This is a genomic window from Kluyvera georgiana (assembly GCF_050990895.1).
GTDB classification, from domain to species: Bacteria; Pseudomonadota; Gammaproteobacteria; order Enterobacterales; family Enterobacteriaceae; genus Kluyvera; species Kluyvera georgiana.
In genome coordinates this window covers 1292963-1310667 of the sequence record NZ_CP158865.1, presented here as the reverse complement: position 1 = coordinate 1310667, position 17705 = coordinate 1292963, and the positions used below count along the sequence as shown (strand labels likewise).

Sequence of the window (17705 nt, the reverse complement as noted above, 5' to 3'; positions counted from 1 at the left end):
TAACATTTTGCCATTTCCCTTGATGGGAAAAGGTACCCCGGCGACACCGGAGTACTTTAAGAAGCTTACTCCAGGGCCAACAATGCGAAACTCGCCAGCCAGTGGCCGCCGCTGTAGTGGCTACCAACCACATGCTCAACGCTGGCGGAGAGATGGCGCGCCACGGCATCGCCCAGCGCTTGCTGCGCCGCATGGTCTTGCGGCAAAGCACGGGCGATATGTTTCATACACCAGGCGCGGCTGAGATTCAGGCCGTCCAGATGGGCAATTTTCGGGTCGGTACGGTCGCTCACTTCTGCTGGGCTCATCAGCGCCGATACCGATGCCACTTCCGGCAGGAAGGCATCGAACCACGCCGGGAAATTCCCCGCCACTTTGCTCATCAGCAGCGCTTCCGTTAGCGCGCCCGAAATATATTCGTCGCCGCCCGGTTCATAGTGCGCCGGGTAGTGCGTATCGGCGAAGTAAAAACGGTTAGCCGCATTGAGAATGGCCGTCTCCAGCGGTTTATCGGCCAGCGCTCGAGCGTAGTCAAGCCCCAGCGCCAGCGCGAAAGCGGTGTTGTAGTGCGTCCCGACGCGAATCGGGTAGGTCAGCTTGCTGAGATAGTCGATAAGACGGCAGCGAATATCCTGCGTCAGCGGCTCAAGCGTCGCAAACCAACGCGCCGCCTGTGGCAGAGAAGCCTGTTTTAGCTCCTGCGCCAACGCCAGCAGCCAGCCGTAGCCGTAAGGACGCTCAAACGAGGCACGGAACGGCGCGGTAAAATAGGCCAGCTCCTGCGCGACGTTTTCCTCGGTGAGGTGCTCGTCAAACAACGCGATGATTTCATCGCGGCACGGCAGTTGCGGATAAAGGCGCACACAGCGCAGCAGCAGCCAGTAACCGTGCACCGCCGAGTGCCAGTCGAAGCAGCCATAAAATACCGGGTGCAGCGCGCGGGGCGGCAGAACGTCGCCATCATCATTCAGCAGATGCATGATGTGGTTTGGATATTCCTGGCGCAAATAGGTCAAAGGCATACGGGCAAAAGCGTCAGCCTGATGTTGCGTTAATTCCATAACAGCTCCTGAAAAAGTCACCGCGCTTAGCGAAACACGAGGAAGTACATTAAAAAGACGTTCACCACCAGCAGCGGCAGCGCCGTGGGGATCTGAACCTTAATCACCTGATACTTATCTTTCAGCTCAAGCAGCGCCGCGGGCACGATATTGAAGTTGGCGGCCATCGGCGTCATCAGCGTGCCGCAGTAACCGGCATACATCCCAATCGCCAGCAGCGGCGCCGGGTTACCGTGGTGAAGATGAATCAGGAACGGCAGCGCAATACCGGCGCTGAGTACCGGGAACGCGGCAAACGCGTTGCCCATGATCATGGTAAACAGCGCCATGCCGACGCAGTAAATCACCACCAACATAAAGCGGTTATCCGGGTTCACAAACAGGCTCACCACCTTCTGCACCGATTCGCCGGTATCCGCGACCACAAATACGCCGCCCAGCATGGCCAGCATCTGCGGCAGAATCACCGCCCAACCGATGGTGTCCACCAGACGGCGAGACTGACGAATGGCATGCAGCGGCGTACCGCGCGTCAACCACCAGCCGGTCAGAATGGCCGCCACGCAGGCCACGCACAGTGCCGCCAGCGTCAGCTGTTTCTGGTCAAGCAGGTAGACACCGCCAATCGATACGCCTTTCAGGAACAGCGTGCCGATGACCGTCACGACAGGAATCATCAATGCTGGTAAGAAGAGCCAGTTTTTCAGTCTGTTGGACGAGGCAACGCGCTCGCTTTCGCTCGACATTTTGTATTCGCCTTTGCCAACTAACCCGCAGCCCGCCAACAGCGCGATGACAATTACCGCCCCGCCGATAATGCGATAAGCCAGCGATTTCCCTAACTCCTGGACCATCAGATCGCCAAACAGGAAAATCCCGCCGAACAGAAACCAAAATAGCGCGGTAGTAAAACGTTTCGGGTTGCCGCGGTCGCGTAGCGTCATGATAACCAGCAGCATCACGACAAAACCGATCAGGTAGTAAACACGGTTGATGGTGATAAGTGTACTCATGGCGTCACCGCCTTCGTGCTCTGGGCGTTGCGCCACGCCATCACGTCACGGCGAATGCTGGCGTCCAGACGCAGCAGGCGAATCATGTGGATAATCAGCGCGGAAATGGCGGTCGGAATAGCCCACAGGCCAATATGCAGCGGTTCAATCCCGCTAATCCCGTTCTCTTTGAGGAAGGCGTCAATCAGCAGCACCGCGCCGAAGGCGATAAAAATATCTTCACCGAAAAAGACGGCAATGTTGTCGCAGGCGGCGGCGTGCGCTTTGATTTTATCGCGGATGTGCTGCGGCAGTTCGCCGTATTCATTTAACGCCGCCCCTTCCGCCATCGGCGCCAGCAGCGGACGTACGGTTTGTGCATGACCGCCCAGCGACATCAGGCCCAGCGCGGCCGTACCTTCACGCGCCACAAAGTAGAGCATCAAAATACGCGCCGAGGTGGCGCTGGCAATTTTTGCCACCCAGGCCTGCGCGCGCTCCTTCAGACCGTAGTATTCCAGCAGGCCAATCACCGGCAGAATCAGAATGAAAGTCGCCAGCGAGCGGCTATTCACAAACTTTTCGCCGAAGGTTTCCAGCAGCATGCCGAAATCCATGCCGACCAGCAGTCCGGTCGCCAGACCGGCGACAACCACCACCAGCAGCGGGTTAAAGCGCAGCGCAAAGCCAATTACCACCACCGGAATCCCGATAAGCGGCATCAGTGTCGTACCGTCCATAAACGTTTACCCTATCCAAAGTGTGCGTTGCACGCCGAAGGCTCTTTTTTATCGCGTCACCTCAAGGTGAAGCGTGCGGCATTGCGGCGAACGATGTTGTGTTGTGTCATCAGACCGCGTAAATCTACGTATGCGTCATCGGTCTGTATCAAAAATCTATATCCGAACGGTGATAATATGTAAACAATTTATCAATAAAACGTTCTTATACTATCTCTTTTCATTTACATTCTTTGCGAATAGTCACAATTGCGTAAGGACAGTTATGACCTCGAAAAAATCGGCCACACCTGCCACAAATAACGATATCAACGAAAGCCGGATCGTCTCCTCGCGCCATCTGATTTCCGAGCGCTGTGCGGAATTATCAGAGCTGGAATACGCGCTGATCATGACCAGTAACGCGTTCAATAAATGGATGGTGCGCTGTATGACCGCAGCGGGCGAGCCGGATATGGGGGCATTTGATGTGTCGCTCCTGCATCACGTGAACCACCGCGATCGCAAAAAGAAGCTGGTCGACATCTGCTTTGTGCTGAACGTAGAAGATACCCACGTGGTGACCTATGCGCTGAAAAAGCTGGTCAAAGCGGGGTACGTGACCAGTGAGAAAGTGGGTAAGGAGCTCTATTTCTACACCACGGAAGAAGGGAAAGCGCTGTGCATGAAATACCGCGACGTGCGTGAAGCGTGTCTGATTTCGATTCAGGTGGAGAGCGGTATTCCGGGACACTCGATTGGCGAGACCGCCCAGTTGCTGCGGACCATCTCGTCGCTGTACGACACCGCCGCGCGGGCGGCGGCGTCGCTGTAGCAAGGCGCTCGCCGGAGACGGACGACGAGCGAAGGAAACTCAGTCGGCGCTTACGGCAATCTGCCGGGCGTCGAACGCTTCGCGCAGCCGACGGGCAAACGCCAGCGCCTGTGGGCCGTCACCGTGCAGACACACCGTCTGGGCATTCACCTCTGCCCAGACGCCATCGCGGCTCATCACCCGGCGGTTCAGCACCATTTCCAGCGTGCGGGCCACCGCCTCATCTTCATCGTGAATCAGCGCGCCGGGCTCGCTGCGCGGCACCAGCGAGCCGTCCGCCAGATAGCCGCGATCGGCAAACACCTCTTCCCGAGTAGTCAGCCCATGATGTATACCTGCGCGAATGAGCTCGCTACCGGCTAACCCCACCAGGACAAGCGACGGTTCAACATTGTGCACGGCTCGGGCAATAGCATCCGCCAGCAGCGGCTCTTTCGCCGCCTGGTTGTACAACATGCCGTGAGGTTTAACGTGCGTTAGCGCGCCGCCTTCCGCGCGGGCGATCGCCGCCAGCGCGCCAATCTGATACAGCATCTGCGCATAGACCACGTCAGGCGCTAGCTGCATCGCAGTACGGCCAAAGTTTTCCCGATCGGGAAAGCTCGGGTGCGCGCCAATCGCCACGCCATACTTCAGCGCCAGCAGTACGCTTTGGCGCATGGTCTGCGCGTCACCGGCATGGAATCCACAGGCTATGTTGGCTGACGTAATCAGCGGCATCAGCGCGCTGTCGTTCTCACAGCCTTCGCCGAGATCGGCGTTCAGGTCAATCTTCATCGTTCAACCGCCATTCCAGTTGTGCAAAATAACGCTGCTGCTGGGCTCGCGCCGCCAGCGCCTCTTCCAGCGTGCAAAGGTCAAAGTGAACCGTTTCACCGAGTCGGATTTGCGCCAGATTGTACATGTCCGCCTCAATCACGCAGGCAATGCGCGGGTAGCCGCCGGTCGTTTGCGCGTCGTTCATCAGTACAATCGGTTGTCCGTTATGCGGCACCTGTACCACGCCGGGTAGCAGGCCGTGGGAAAACATCTCCCGAGACTCTGTACGCTCCAGCGTCTGGCCTTGCATGCGGTAGCCCATGCGATTGCTCTGCGGGCTGAGCTTCCATGGCGCGCGCCAGAAGGACTCATGCGCGGCGGCGGAAAACTCATGGTATTCCGGCCCCGGTAAAGCTCGCACGCGGTTGCCCCACTGCAACTGGCGTACCCCGCGACGCTGGCGGAATTCACGCGTTGTCGGGCGCAGCGGCAGGCGATCGCCCTCTTGCAGGCTTCTCCCCTCAAAACCACCAAATCCGGCCTTTAAGTCGGTACTGTAAGAGCCCATCATGCAAGGCACATCGAAACCACCGGCCACTGCCAGATAGCTGCGCATACCGCGTTTTGGCAACGCCAGCTTGAGGCGCTGGCCCGCGCGCACCGGCCAACGCCAGCCGGACCACACCGGCTGACCGTCGAGGGTGGCCGCGCAGTCCGCGCCCGCAAGAGCAAACCAGCCGTCGCGATGAAAAACAAAGGCACACTGCCCCAGCGTGATTTCCAGTACGGCGCTATCGGCGGCGTTACCGACCAGCAGATTAGCAATGCGCAATGCCGCAGAATCCATCGCCCCGCAGCGGCTAATCCCCGACTGTCGAAGGCCGTGTCGCCCGCCGTCCTGCAAGGTGGTACTCATCCCTGCGCGAATAATCTCTAACACACGCCCTCCTTAGACGGCACAAAACGGACCCGGTCACCGGGCTGCAATAGCGTGGCTGGCTCTCGCTGTGGGTCGAACAGGCGCAAATCGGTGCGGCCAATGATTTGCCAGCCACCGGGGGTCGGCAGCGGATAGATCCCCGTCTGACTGCCGCCAATTCCCACCGATCCCGCGGGTACGGCAAGACGCGGTTCCGCCCGTCGCGGCGTCGCCAGTTCGGTTGGCAGGCCGCCAAGATAGGGGAAACCAGGCTGGAAGCCGATAAAGTAGGTGATGTAGTCCGCTGACGCGTGGCGTTCAACAACCTGCTGTTCACTCAGGCCAGTATGCCGCGCCACCTCCGCTAAATCAGGGCCGTGCTCACCGCCATAAATCACCGGAATCTCTATTTGCCGCGAGTCCAGAGTCACCGCTTCGCTCTCTTCCCACCAGCGCTGTAAACGCTCGATGGCATCCAGCGCCAGCGACGCCGGGTTGCGAAGCATCACGGTGATGTTGTTCATTCCCGGAATCACTTCCACCACTTCGGGCACCCCCGCCAGACGCTGTGCCAGCCCCCAAATCCGTTGCTGGCTTTCCAGCGTCAGCGGCGGTTCCAGCTCCAGAACCACCGCGCTTTCTCCTAATAGATAACACCGCGCTCGCTGCACGTTTTCACCTTTGCTCATGCTGGGTTGCAGAGGCCGACGGATGTTAAAGTCGGCCACCATTTCCATTTACAATTCAGCAATAATGCAAATGTGTCAATGTCTTCAGTTTGGATCTGTACGAACGAATCTGGTTATCTGAACGACGGGCAATAAAAAAGCCCGCATCATGCGGGCCCGGAGTATTCGGCAAATTTACGCTTAACGTGAACGCTTACTTGCTTTTCTTAATGTGTTTAATCAAACGCTTACGTTTACGCATCTGGGTCGGCGTCAAGGTATTGCGCTTGTTGGCATACGGGTTCTCGCCTTCCTTGAACTGAATGCGGATAGGCGTGCCCATCACGTCCAGCGATTTGCGGAAGTAGTTCATCAGATAGCGCTTGTAAGAATCCGGCAGGTCTTTTACCTGGTTACCGTGAATCACCACAATCGGCGGGTTATAGCCACCGGCGTGGGCGTATTTCAGCTTCACGCGGCGACCGCGCACCAGCGGCGGCTGGTGGTCTTCAGACGCCATGGTCATGATGCGGGTCAGCATCGCGGTACCCACGCGGCGGGTGGAGCTGTCATAAGCTTCACGAATAGATTCAAACAGGTTACCAACACCGCTGCCGTGCAGCGCAGAGATGAAGTGCACGCGCGCAAAGTCGATAAAGCCCAGACGGTAGTCGAGGGTCTCTTTCACCTGCTCTTTCACTTCCATGCTCAGGCCGTCCCACTTGTTGACGACGATGACCAGTGAGCGCCCACTATTGAGGATAAAGCCCAGCAGAGACAGATCCTGATCGGAAATGCCTTCACGCGCATCAATCACCAGCAGGCAGACGTTCGCGTCTTCAATGGCCTGCAGCGTTTTGATAACCGAGAATTTCTCTACCGTATCGGTCACTTTACCGCGCTTACGTACCCCGGCGGTGTCGATGAGCACATATTCACGCTCATCGCGCTCCATCGGGATATAGATGCTGTCACGGGTGGTGCCCGGCATGTCATAGACCACCACGCGGTCTTCGCCGAGGATACGGTTAGTTAGCGTTGACTTACCTACGTTCGGGCGGCCAACGATCGCGATTTTAATCGGCAGATCCTGCGGATTGAAGTCGTCTTCCGGCTCTTCTTCTCCTTCGCCATTTTCCGCCTCAAACTGCGCCCAGTACTCCGCATCTTCGTCCACCTCTTCTGGCGGATTAACGTCATCCACGAACGGCAGCAACACCTGCTCCAGCAACGTGGTCACGCCACGGCCATGAGAGGCAGCGATCGGGTGAATGTCACCGAGGCCCAGCGACCAGAAATCGGCGACGGCCTGATCCGGATCGATACCGTCAGTTTTATTAGCCACCAGGAAAGTCGGTTTTTCACGCGCGCGCAGATGGTTAGCGATGGCCTGGTCCGCCGGCATCAGCCCGGCGCGCGCATCAACCATAAACAGCACGACGTCGGCTTCTTCAATCGCCAGCAGCGACTGTTCCGCCATGCGCGTTTCCACGCCTTCTTCCGTGCCATCGATACCGCCGGTATCGATACAGATAAATTCACGCCCTTCAACTTCAGCACGACCGTACTTACGGTCACGAGTCAGACCCGGGAAATCCGCAACCAGCGCATCACGAGTGCGCGTCAGGCGGTTAAAGAGCGTGGATTTTCCAACATTAGGGCGCCCGACAAGCGCGACCACAGGTACCATGTTAAAGCCTCATTTACTCAAAATCTAAAAATAGCAAACGGCCCCTGATTAAACAGGAGCCGCCAATAGAGTTACGACAGCCGAAATTAACGCGTAATCGCGTAAACCGTGCCGTCTTTTGCCTGAATCAGCAGTTTACCGTCGGCGATCACCGGTTCGGTCAGGAAGCCGGAGCTGTCAACTTTCTGCTGCGCTTCGAAGCGCCCGTCTTCCGGGTTAACCCAGTGCATGTAACCTTCGCTATCGCCGACAACCAGGCTGCCATTATACAGCGCCGGAGCGGTCAGCAGACGGTGCAACAGATCGCTCTGCGTCCACAGGGTCACGCCGCCGTCGGTGGTCAGCGCCAGAATACGGTCATTCTGATCGACGATGTAGATGCGGTTGCCGTCAACGATGAAATCATTCACCGAGCCCAGCTCGCGTTTCCACAGAATCTGTCCGCTGCGCAGATCCAGCGCCGTCAGGTTACCATTGTAGGCTAAGGCGTAAACTACACCATTAACGATGACCGGCGTGGTATCCACGTCGCTCAAACGGTCAATTTCAGTCGTGCCGGTCGCCTGGGAAATACGCTGCTGCCAAATCAGCTGGCCCTGCTGCATCAGAACCGCGCTCACGCGACCGTTGTCACCGCCGACAATCGCCGCGCCGTAGGCCACAGCCGGAGCAGATTCGCCGCGCAGAGAGAGCGCTGGCATATCCAGGTTCACCGTCCACTTCACGACGCCACTGTTTTCATCCAGCGCCTGCAGCTGGCCGTTACTGGTATGAACCAGCACCAGGCCATCACTCGCGGTTGGACGAGACAGCACCTCACCCGCCGCGGTGGTCTGCCAGACGATAGAACCGTCGCCCGCGTCCAGCGCATAAACCTGCGCTTTTTCGCTGCCAACGTACACGTGGCCGCCGGAAACGGTCAGGCCGCCGGAGAGCAGCGCCGGTTTACGGGAGAACCAGCCGTCTTTTTCCGCCAGATTCACGGACCAGACTTCTTTACCGTCGTCCGCGTTGACCGCTTTCACGGTGCCTTTACGGTCGGCGGCATACACCACGCTATCCGCATAGGCCGGATGCAGGTTGGAGTAGAAATCGCCAATCCCGCTACCGACGGAAACATCCCAGGCGGTAGACGGAGTAAACTGGTTCTCTACGGTCGGCAGCGGAGACATTTTCACAACGTCTTCTTCGCCGCTGAACAATGAACAACCACTCAACAGAGTGACAGAAAGCAGTCCTGGCAAAAGTAGTTTACGCAATTGCATCGGGTCCCTCTCAGACGGACAAATTATTAATTTTCATGCGCATCATTTCACTGAGCGCCGGAGATGCATCGCTCTTAGCGCCAGCTTCCCACGCTGCACGCGCGCCCTGCTTGTCACCTTTACTGAGCAGGATTTCCCCGCGTAAATCAGCAACAATCGCCGTCCAGCCTTCGCCCTTCACGCCTTCCAGCGTTTTCAGCGCCGCATCAGCCTGCTTCATTTGCAGCTGAACGCGCGCCAGACGCAGGTTGATAACCGACTTCAGGTTGTCATCAGAAGCGGCGGCCAGCCCTTGTTGCAGCTGCTTTTCCGCCTGTGCCAAATCGTTTTTATCAACGAAGACCTGCGCCAGTTCCAGAGAAGCAAACGACCCGTAGGTGTTTTTGGTCTCGGCGGCGAATTTCTCTGCCGAGGCCAGCGCTTCCGGTTTCCCTGAGCTAAGAGAAGAAACGGCATTTTCGTAGGCCATGGAAGATTCCCGGGCCGAGTCTACCTGATGAGAGTTCCAGTAGCGCCAGCCAACCAGCGCACCGATCCCCAAAATTACCCCAACGGCCAGCGCTTTGCCATTTTCGGCAAAGAAGTTTTTAATCGCTTCAACCTGATCGTTTTCGTTATGAATTTCCACGCAGCCCTTCTCCTGATAATGATGTCCTGGAGATTAACCCAGAATAGTGCGCAAATGCGCGGCAACGCCTTCCTGCGTTACGGTTGTCTGCTCGCCAGAGCGCAAATCCTTCACGACAACGGTGGCTTGCTCAACCTCAGACTCACCCAGAACCAGGGCAATACGAGCCCCCCATTTATCCGCGCGGGCAAACTGCTTCTTAAAGTTGCCGCCGCCGTGGTTCGTCATCAGCTTCACGCCCGGTAACGCATCACGCACCTGCTCGGCCAGGCCCATTGCGGCTGACTGAGTTCCGGTACCTGAGGCGACCAGGTATATATCGACAACAGGATCGGCTTTAAATTCCGGATTAACTGCCTGAACTAATAAAACAAGTCGTTCCAGGCCCATGGCGAAGCCCACGGCCGGGGTCGCACGACCGCCCAGTTGCTCAACCAGACCATCGTAACGGCCACCCGCGCAGACGGTACCCTGTGAGCCCAGGCTGTTGGTGACCCACTCAAATACGGTGCGGTTATAGTAATCCAGACCGCGTACCAGACGCTGGTTCACGGTATAGGCAATACCGGCGGCATCCAGCTGTGCGCACAGGCCAGCAAAGTGCTCGCGGGACTCTTCATCCAGGTAGTCGCCAAGCTTCGGCGCATCGTTTAACAGCGCCTGTACGTCCGGGTTTTTGGAATCCAGCACGCGCAGCGGGTTGCTGTACATACGGCGCTTGCAGTCTTCATCTAACACTTCAACGTGTTGCTCGAGGAAGGCAACCAGCGCGTCGCGATAATTCGCGCGTGCTTCCAAAGAACCGATGGAGTTCAGTTCCAGATTAACGTGTTCAGCAATGCCCAGCGCACGCCACCAGCGCGCGGTCAGCATGATCAGCTCCGCGTCAATATCCGGCCCCTGCAGACCAAACACCTCCGCCCCCAGCTGATGGAACTGGCGGTAACGGCCTTTCTGCGGACGCTCGTGGCGGAACATCGGCCCGATGTACCACAGACGTTGCTCCTGATTGTACAGAAGACCATGTTCGATGCCGGCGCGTACGCAGCCCGCAGTACCTTCCGGACGCAGCGTCAGGCTATCGCCATTGCGGTCTTCAAAGGTATACATCTCTTTTTCAACCACGTCGGTGACTTCACCAATTGCGCGCTTGAACAACGGGGTCTGCTCTACAATCGGCAAACGGATTTCGCTGTAACCGTAGCTGCCGAGCACCTGCTTAAGTGTGCCTTCAATGCGCTGCCAGATGGCGGTTTCGCCAGGCAGATAATCGTTCATGCCGCGAATGGCTTGAATGTTTTTTGCCACGTTAATTCTCTTTATATATAAAAATGAACCCTCGGCGCAGAACACGCCCGCGGGGTTCAATCATACACGGGAAGCAAGCGGCTTCCCATCTCGTTATTTTTCAACCTGCTGAACGTCGATACGGCGGGCTTCATCCAGCACCGACGCTTTCGCGCGGATTCTGGCCTCAAGCTGGCTAATCATATCATCGTTGTCCAGGCGGTCTTTACGCACGCCGTCTTCATACAGACCGCTTTTCTTGTTGCCGCCGGTGACCCCCAGCGTCGACACCAGCGCTTCGCCGGGGCCATTCACCACGCAGCCGATGATGGAGACGTCCATCGGGGTGATGATATCTTCCAGCCGTTGCTCCAGCGCGTTCACCGTGCCGATAACGTCAAATTCCTGACGGGAACAGGTTGGGCAAGCGATGAAGTTAATACCACGCGCGCGGATGCGCAGGGACTTCAGGATGTCGAAACCGACTTTGATCTCTTCAACCGGATCGGCTGCCAGCGAAACGCGAAGCGTGTCGCCGATGCCTTCGGACAGCAGCAGCCCGAGGCCGATGGCGGACTTGACCGCACCGCTGCGCGCGCCGCCCGCTTCGGTGATCCCGAGGTGCAGCGGCTGATCGATCTGCTTGGCCAGCAGGCGATAGGATTCCACCGCGAGGAACACGTCGGAGGCCTTCACGCTGACTTTAAACTGATCGAAGTTCAGACGATCGAGGTGATCGACATGGCGCATCGCCGATTCCAGCAGCGCCTGCGGGGTTGGCTCGCCGTATTTTTCCTGAAGATCTTTCTCCAGCGATCCGGCGTTAACGCCGATACGGATCGGGATGTTTTTATCGCGCGCACAGTCAACAACCATGCGGATACGCTCTTCGTTGCCGATGTTGCCCGGGTTAATACGCAGGCAGTCGACGCCGTACTCCGCGACTTTCAGCGCAATACGGTAGTCAAAGTGGATGTCGGCGACCAGCGGAACGTTCACCTGCTGTTTGATAAGCTTGAACGCTTCTGCGGCGTCCATTGTCGGCACGGAGACGCGGACAATGTCCGCACCTACGCGTTCTAACGCTCTGATTTGATTAACCGTCGCCTCGACATCCGTCGTGCGCGTATTGGTCATTGACTGGACGGCGATAGGTGCCCCATCGCCGATCGGCACGTTCCCAACGTAAATGCGTGTGGATTTTCTACGTTGAATAGGAGCCTGGTTGTGCATGAAAAATCTCCCGCATTACGCGTCTGTTATTGTGCCGGTGATTGTTCAGCACTCACGGTCAGGCGCGCAACCTGGTTAGTTCTGATAAAACGACTCAGATCGACCGGTTTACCCTGGAATTCGATCTGCACTGCGGCCGGTGCGCCAATTTTCAGCTTATAAGGCGTCTGACCGGTCAGATTCAGATTGCCACCTTTACGTTGCAGGCCGCTGAACAGTTTTTTACCGGTGGCGTCGGTCACTTCCAGCCAGCAGTCGGCGGAGAAGTTCATGACCAGCGCGTTAGCGTCAGCCACCGGCGCGGCGGTTTGTGCCGGGTCGGTCGGCAGCGCGCCCGGGGTCGCGGTCTGCGCTGCTGGGGTGGTCTGCGCGGTGGTCGTATCGACGTTAGCCTGAGACGGCGCTACCACGGCATTGTTCTGGGCGGTTGCGGCTGGCGCAGCGGCATCTGCCGGCGCCTGCGCGGAGGTATCCGCCGGAACTGCGGCGCTGGAGTTCGGCGCGGCGGCAGTATCGGTGGTTGCCGGAGACGAGGTCGCATCTGCGCCCGTATTCAGCGGAATATTTTGTGAATCGCTGCCGTTGGCCTTCAGCTCAACGGAGGATTGGTCAGCCATGGTCGAGATTTCTTCCTGCTGCGCTTTGTGGTTCTGCCACCACCAGGCGACGGTTAACCCCACCACCACGAACAGCACCAGCCAGGTAAAGCTCATCAGCCAGCCATCGCGTTTTTTACGACGTTTGCCCAGAGAGAAGCTCTGCATCGGCGCGACTTTCGCTGCGCGAACCGGAGCCTGCTTTTCCATCATCGGCAGCAGCTCTTCCTCAGGAATATGCACGAGGCGAGCGTAAGAGCGGATATAACCACGCAAGAATGTTGAAGCGAGTTCAGCAGGCGCCTTATCTTCTTCAATATCACGAACGGTGGAAACCTTCAGGCACAAGCGTTCTGCAACGGCTTGCTGGCTGAGTCCGAGTTGTTCACGGGCATTACGCAAACGGACACCCGTAGTTTGTGCTTCTTGTTGGTCGTGGTTGGTTTCAGTATTCATTCGCTACAACTGCTGATTCGTGAAATTTAAGGTTCTGATGCGAAGCCGTTCTCGCACCGCGAAACATCCGGTCGTGTTATCGAACAGACAGACAAGCTGCCCGGTATACCCTACTCCAAAACAGCGTCAAAAGCCCTATTCACGCTGTCGATGTAACGCTACATACTGCCTCAATACTTGATTAAACGCACCGTAATTATTAACCAGATCAGTACGTTTCGCCTAATCCTTAAGCACTTAACTCTGCGTGCGCCATTTCTGGCGCACGCGGCGCGGGATTACACCGCTTTCACGGCGATAGATTCACCCTGCATACGCTTACGCATGGTGCGTTTGGTACGGTCAATAACATCACCGGCCAGCTGGCCGCAGGCGGCATCGATATCGTCACCGCGGGTCTTACGCACAATGGTGGTAAAGCCATAACCCATCAGCACTTTACAGAAGCGATCGATACGGCTGTTGGAGCTACGACCATACGGCGCGCCCGGGAACGGGTTCCACGGAATCAGGTTGATTTTGCACGGCGTGTCTTTCAGCAGTTCAGCCAGCTCATGCGCGTGCTCGGTACCGTCGTTGATATGGTCCAGCATCACGTATTCGATGGTCACGCGGCCCTGGTTGGCGTTGGACTTCGAAATGTAGCCGCGAACCGACTCCAGGAAGGTGGCAATATTGTACTTTTTGTTGATAGGTACAATTTCATCACGAATGGTGTCGTTCGGCGCATGCAGAGAGATAGCCAGCGCAACGTCAATCATGTCGCCCAGTTTATCCAGCGCGGGCACCACGCCGGAGGTAGACAGCGTCACGCGACGTTTAGACAGACCAAAACCGAAGTCGTCGAGCATGATTTCCATGGCCGGGACCACGTTGGTCAGGTTCAGCAGCGGTTCGCCCATCCCCATCATCACCACGTTGGTGATCGGACGTACGCCGGTGGTTTTGACCGCGCCGACGATTTTTGCCGCGCGCCACACCTGGCCGATAATTTCCGATACCCGCAGGTTACGGTTGAAGCCCTGCTGAGCCGTAGAGCAGAATTTACACTCTAACGCGCAGCCGACCTGTGAGGAGACGCACAGGGTCGCACGATCGTCTTCCGGGATATAAACGGTTTCAACGCGCTGATCGCCGACGGCAATCGCCCATTTGATGGTGCCGTCCGAAGAACGCTGCTCTTCAACCACTTCCGGCGCGCGAATTTCAGCGACTTCTTTAAGCTTACCGCGCAGGACTTTGTTGATGTCGGTCATTTCATCGAAGTCGTCGCAGCAGTAGTGGTACATCCACTTCATCACCTGGTCGGCGCGGAAGGGTTTTTCGCCTAAGTCTTTAAAAAACTCGCGCATCTGCTGACGGTTGAGATCCAGCAGGTTAATTTTTCCATCTTTGTTGGGAACCGCCGGGATGGCGCTCTCAGGCGTGACAATTTGTTCAGACATTTTCTATTCCGGCCTCGTTGTTACACGTTATGGCCCCTGGAGGGTTGATAAAAAGAAGCGCCCCTGGACAGCGGTCTGCTCGTCCGGGGGCGCTGCATTGTACAAATTCTGGCGCATGGATGCCACGTCTGCACGCGGCATTCACGAAATAAAGTGTAAACGACCCCTTAACGGGTACGTGGGCACACTTCGCCTTCGCCGAAGAAGAAGGCGATTTCACGCGCAGCGGATTCAACGGAGTCGGAACCGTGGGTACCGTTCTCGGTGAAGCTGTCCGCGTAGTCAGCGCGCAGCGTGCCCGCCAGTGCGTTAGCCGGGTTAGTTGCGCCCAGCAGGTCGCGGTGACGCTGAACGGCATTTTCGCCTTCCAGCACGGAAACCACGATCGGGCCAGAGGTCATGAATTCAACCAGGCCATCGAAGAACGGACGACCGTCGTGCTCAGCGTAGAAACCGCGAGCCTGTTCAACGGTCAGGTGCAGCATTTTGGTGCCAACAATCTTAAACCCTGCTGCTTCAAAGCGAGAGAAGATGCTGCCAATAACGTTTTTTGCCACCGCGTTTGGTTTGATGATGGAAAAAGTACGTTCAATAGCCATGATTACCTCTAATAAAATTTATTCTGTTGTCGTGCATACGCGTTGTATGATCTGGCGCGGATTATAATGAGCCTCTGCGCCGTTGCCTATGGATGAAGGTAACATTTTTTTAAAATAAAATACTTTTAAGCAACAGATCTGCTACCAATCCTCTCGTCGGCATGGTGCGCCCGTTCGGCCCGAAGGCGCTACGCTTATCGTGCCTACCCGATTACGCCGCCCGACAATGCCCGTCACTGTAGCGTAAAGTTAGCCACCGCCATTTGCCCCGCATCATCCATCACCACCAGTTGATAGGCACCCGGTTTCTCCAGCGTTAACACCAGACGGTCGTCCGCCTCCGCCTGCGGGTCACCGTTAAGGAACCACCAGCGCCGCCCTTCTCCGCCATGGACCTGTAGCGCCACCTGTGCGCTTCGCACGCCCGGCAGACGGCGAATGACCGCGTCATCCCGCACGCCGGTGAGCATCAGCGGGGCGGCATTTTGCAACTGTCTCGGCGGGCAGGTTGCTGAAACCGGCGGCAGTCGCGACGCGCGGCGCTCCCCGGCGGGGAGCCACGGTTCCAGCGGAAGCGGCCAAACGTTAAGGGTGACCTGGCGAGCATCCGGGCAGTCCGCCGCCACCCGCTTGCCTGCGGTGTCCAGCCACAGCGGGAAACGAATCCCCTGCATCCCCTCCTGCTCCGGCAACAGCAGCGTTGGCGGCAGGCTATTATCCAGTACCCAGGTCGATAGCCGACGACGACAGTTAGCGTCGCCCACCGGCAGCGGCTGGCCGCCCGGCCAGCAGATTTCCGCCGCGCTCACCGATGCCGGTCGCGGATCGCGTCCTTCCTGCTGACCCACGCCGCGCGAAGCCAGTAAGTTATTCACCTGGTTGAGCAGCGGGATGGCGCTGGCAAAACCAAATTGCCCGGCGACCGGTGTGCCGTCGGGTCTGCCGGTCCAGATGCCGATGCTGTAACGCGCGTTGACGCCAATCGCCCAGGCATCGCGATAGCCGTAGCTGGTGCCGGTTTTCCACGCCAGCGACGGCACCTGCGGTAGCGAAGCATCCGGCACGGGCTGCGCTTCTCCCGCCAGAATACGACGAGTAATCCACGCCGCGCCTGGCGACAGCAGCGGGCGTTCAAGCAGCGGATCGCTTGCCAGCATCCGCAATTTCCCCACTTTTCCGTGACGGGCGAAGGCGCTATAGGCAGCGGTAATATCGGCCAGACGAGCGCCCGCACCGCCGAGAATCAAGGACAAATTCGGTTCCGCACCTGCGGGTAAGATCAGGGGCAACCCCGCATTACGCAGACGTGCGGCAAACTGTTTCGGCCCATAGGCGTCCAGCACCTGTACTGCGGGCAGGTTGAGCGATCGCACCAGCGCGTCGCTCATACTCACCGGGCCGTGGAAACCGCTGTCGAAGTTACCGGGGCGATAATCGCCAATTCGGCGCGGCACATCCTGTAGCAGTGACGCCGGATGAATCAAGGCGCTGTCTAAGGCCATGGCATACAAGAATGGCTTTAACACCGAGCCGGGCGAGCGAATTGCGGTGACCATATCCACATGGCCGAAACGGCTGTCATCGGCGATATCCGCCGAACCGACCCAGCCGCGCACCTTCATGTCTCGATTATCCACAACGATCATCGCCAGCGAGCTGCGCGGCGGCAGGCGCGATTTCCAGTTCAGCGCCAAATCTTCCAACTGCCGCTGTAGCCCGGCATCCAGCGTAGTGACAATTTTCTCCTCCCGGCTGCGGGCCAGCATCGCGCGGGCGAACAGCGGCGCCAGCTGCGGCATCTGACGCGGGAACAGCCAAACCGGCTCTTCTTTCGCCTCGTTAACCACGTTGGCAGGCCAGACGCCCTGCATCAGCAGACGATCAAGCACTTTATTGCGTGCCGCCTGCGCCCGCTCCGGCCAGCGATCCGGACGCAGCCGACTCGGCGCCTGCGGTAAAACCGCCAGCAGCGCGGCATCAGCGTAGCTCAGTTCAGCGGGCGGCTTGCCGAGATAGGCCCAGCTTGCCGCGCCGATCCCCTGTAACGTGCCGCCGAACGGCGCTCGGTTGAGATATAGCGTAAGAATGTCACGCTTAGAGAGGTGCCACTCCAGCTGGAAAGCGCGCCAGAGTTGACGAAATTTACCGCCGAAAGTACGCGGATGTGGGTCCAGCAGCCGCGCTACCTGCATGGTGAGCGTGCTGCCGCCCGAGACCACGCGCCCGGCGGTGAGATCCTGCCAGGCGGCGCGGGCAATTGAAAACGGATTGACGCCGGGATGCTCCCAGAACCAGCGGTCTTCATACTGAATGAGGGCGTCGAGGTAACGCGGCGACACCTCTTCAATCGTGACCGGGTAGCGCCAGATCCCCTCGGCGTCGGCAAAGCGCCACAGCGGGCTGCCGTCTTCGGCCACCACCACCCGCGCGGGCGTCACTTCATGCAACGGCAGCGGCCACTGTTTATCCGCCAGCACAATCGCGCCGCAAAACAGGACCACCGCCCCGGCTAGCCAGCGCCAGACGGGGCGTTTCCAGCAGACGATCCGCATC

General features: G+C 58.0%; 16 protein-coding genes. 1 reads left to right on the top strand and 15 read right to left on the bottom strand.

All coding sequences use genetic code 11. The features are described from left to right. Positions 1-65: 65 nt before the first annotated feature. Genes ABTW00_RS06250 through ABTW00_RS06240 form a run of 3 tightly spaced genes read right to left on the bottom strand, consistent with a single transcriptional unit; the run spans position 66 to position 2793 of the window. Positions 66-1061, bottom strand: a complete 996-nt coding sequence (locus ABTW00_RS06250; RefSeq protein WP_271447752.1) for a DUF2891 domain-containing protein — start codon at positions 1059-1061, stop codon at positions 66-68. Between the two features lie 26 nt (positions 1062-1087). Then, the gene (locus ABTW00_RS06245; protein ID WP_064543565.1) at positions 1088-2074 is read right to left on the bottom strand and encodes a DUF979 domain-containing protein; all 987 of its coding nucleotides are present in this window, start codon (positions 2072-2074) and stop codon (positions 1088-1090) included. Further along, complete coding sequence (locus tag ABTW00_RS06240) at positions 2071-2793, bottom strand: DUF969 domain-containing protein (RefSeq protein ID WP_065355913.1); 723 nt, start codon at positions 2791-2793, stop codon at positions 2071-2073. The genes ABTW00_RS06245 and ABTW00_RS06240 overlap by 4 nt, the downstream gene beginning before the upstream one ends. 265 nt (positions 2794-3058) lie before the next feature. Between ABTW00_RS06240 and ABTW00_RS06235 the strand changes: the two genes are divergently transcribed. Beyond that, on the top strand, positions 3059-3607 hold the full coding sequence (locus ABTW00_RS06235) for a winged helix DNA-binding protein (RefSeq protein ID WP_064543561.1): 549 nt from the start codon (positions 3059-3061) through the stop codon (positions 3605-3607). A 39-nt stretch (positions 3608-3646) separates the two neighbouring features. Here ABTW00_RS06235 and pxpA read toward each other — a convergent pair whose 3' ends face one another. The 12 genes from pxpA to pbpC all read right to left on the bottom strand — a co-directional run bounded on the left by pxpA (position 3647) and on the right by pbpC (position 17704). Then, entirely contained in the window at positions 3647-4384 is a 738-nt protein-coding gene (gene pxpA / locus ABTW00_RS06230; RefSeq protein ID WP_433639591.1) for a 5-oxoprolinase subunit PxpA, read from the bottom strand. Further along, positions 4374-5306: a 5-oxoprolinase subunit PxpC gene (pxpC, locus tag ABTW00_RS06225; RefSeq protein WP_065355915.1), complete on the bottom strand. Its 933-nt coding sequence runs from the start codon at positions 5304-5306 to the stop codon at positions 4374-4376. The genes pxpA and pxpC overlap by 11 nt, the downstream gene beginning before the upstream one ends. Then, a complete protein-coding gene (gene pxpB / locus ABTW00_RS06220) occupies positions 5300-5956 on the bottom strand; it encodes a 5-oxoprolinase subunit PxpB (RefSeq protein ID WP_433640944.1) in 657 nt (218 codons plus the stop codon). Before pxpB ends, pxpC begins: the two co-directional genes overlap by 7 nt. Before the next feature lie 211 nt (positions 5957-6167). Continuing rightward, entirely contained in the window at positions 6168-7643 is a 1476-nt protein-coding gene (gene der / locus ABTW00_RS06215; protein ID WP_065355916.1) for a ribosome biogenesis GTPase Der, read from the bottom strand. An 86-nt stretch (positions 7644-7729) separates the two neighbouring features. Continuing rightward, the gene (gene bamB / locus ABTW00_RS06210; RefSeq protein ID WP_064543553.1) at positions 7730-8908 is read right to left on the bottom strand and encodes an outer membrane protein assembly factor BamB; all 1179 of its coding nucleotides are present in this window, start codon (positions 8906-8908) and stop codon (positions 7730-7732) included. 10 nt (positions 8909-8918) lie between these two features. Then, positions 8919-9536: a YfgM family protein gene (locus ABTW00_RS06205; RefSeq protein WP_064543551.1), complete on the bottom strand. Its 618-nt coding sequence runs from the start codon at positions 9534-9536 to the stop codon at positions 8919-8921. Between the two features lie 33 nt (positions 9537-9569). Continuing rightward, positions 9570-10844 (bottom strand): histidine--tRNA ligase, encoded by a 1275-nt coding sequence (hisS, locus tag ABTW00_RS06200; protein WP_064543549.1) that lies wholly within the window; start codon positions 10842-10844, stop codon positions 9570-9572. 93 nt (positions 10845-10937) lie between these two features. Continuing rightward, on the bottom strand, positions 10938-12056 hold the full coding sequence (gene ispG, locus ABTW00_RS06195) for a flavodoxin-dependent (E)-4-hydroxy-3-methylbut-2-enyl-diphosphate synthase (protein WP_065355919.1): 1119 nt from the start codon (positions 12054-12056) through the stop codon (positions 10938-10940). A 26-nt stretch (positions 12057-12082) separates the two neighbouring features. Next, a complete protein-coding gene (rodZ, locus tag ABTW00_RS06190; RefSeq protein ID WP_433639584.1) occupies positions 12083-13108 on the bottom strand; it encodes a cytoskeleton protein RodZ in 1026 nt (341 codons plus the stop codon). Positions 13109-13386: 278 nt separating this feature from the next. After that, positions 13387-14553: a bifunctional tRNA (adenosine(37)-C2)-methyltransferase TrmG/ribosomal RNA large subunit methyltransferase RlmN gene (locus ABTW00_RS06185; protein WP_065355920.1), complete on the bottom strand. Its 1167-nt coding sequence runs from the start codon at positions 14551-14553 to the stop codon at positions 13387-13389. A 167-nt stretch (positions 14554-14720) separates the two neighbouring features. Next, a complete protein-coding gene (ndk, locus tag ABTW00_RS06180) occupies positions 14721-15152 on the bottom strand; it encodes a nucleoside-diphosphate kinase (protein ID WP_064543541.1) in 432 nt (143 codons plus the stop codon). 233 nt (positions 15153-15385) lie between these two features. Then, positions 15386-17704: a peptidoglycan glycosyltransferase PbpC gene (gene pbpC / locus ABTW00_RS06175; RefSeq protein ID WP_433639581.1), complete on the bottom strand. Its 2319-nt coding sequence runs from the start codon at positions 17702-17704 to the stop codon at positions 15386-15388. Between the last annotated feature and the right edge of the window lies 1 nt (position 17705).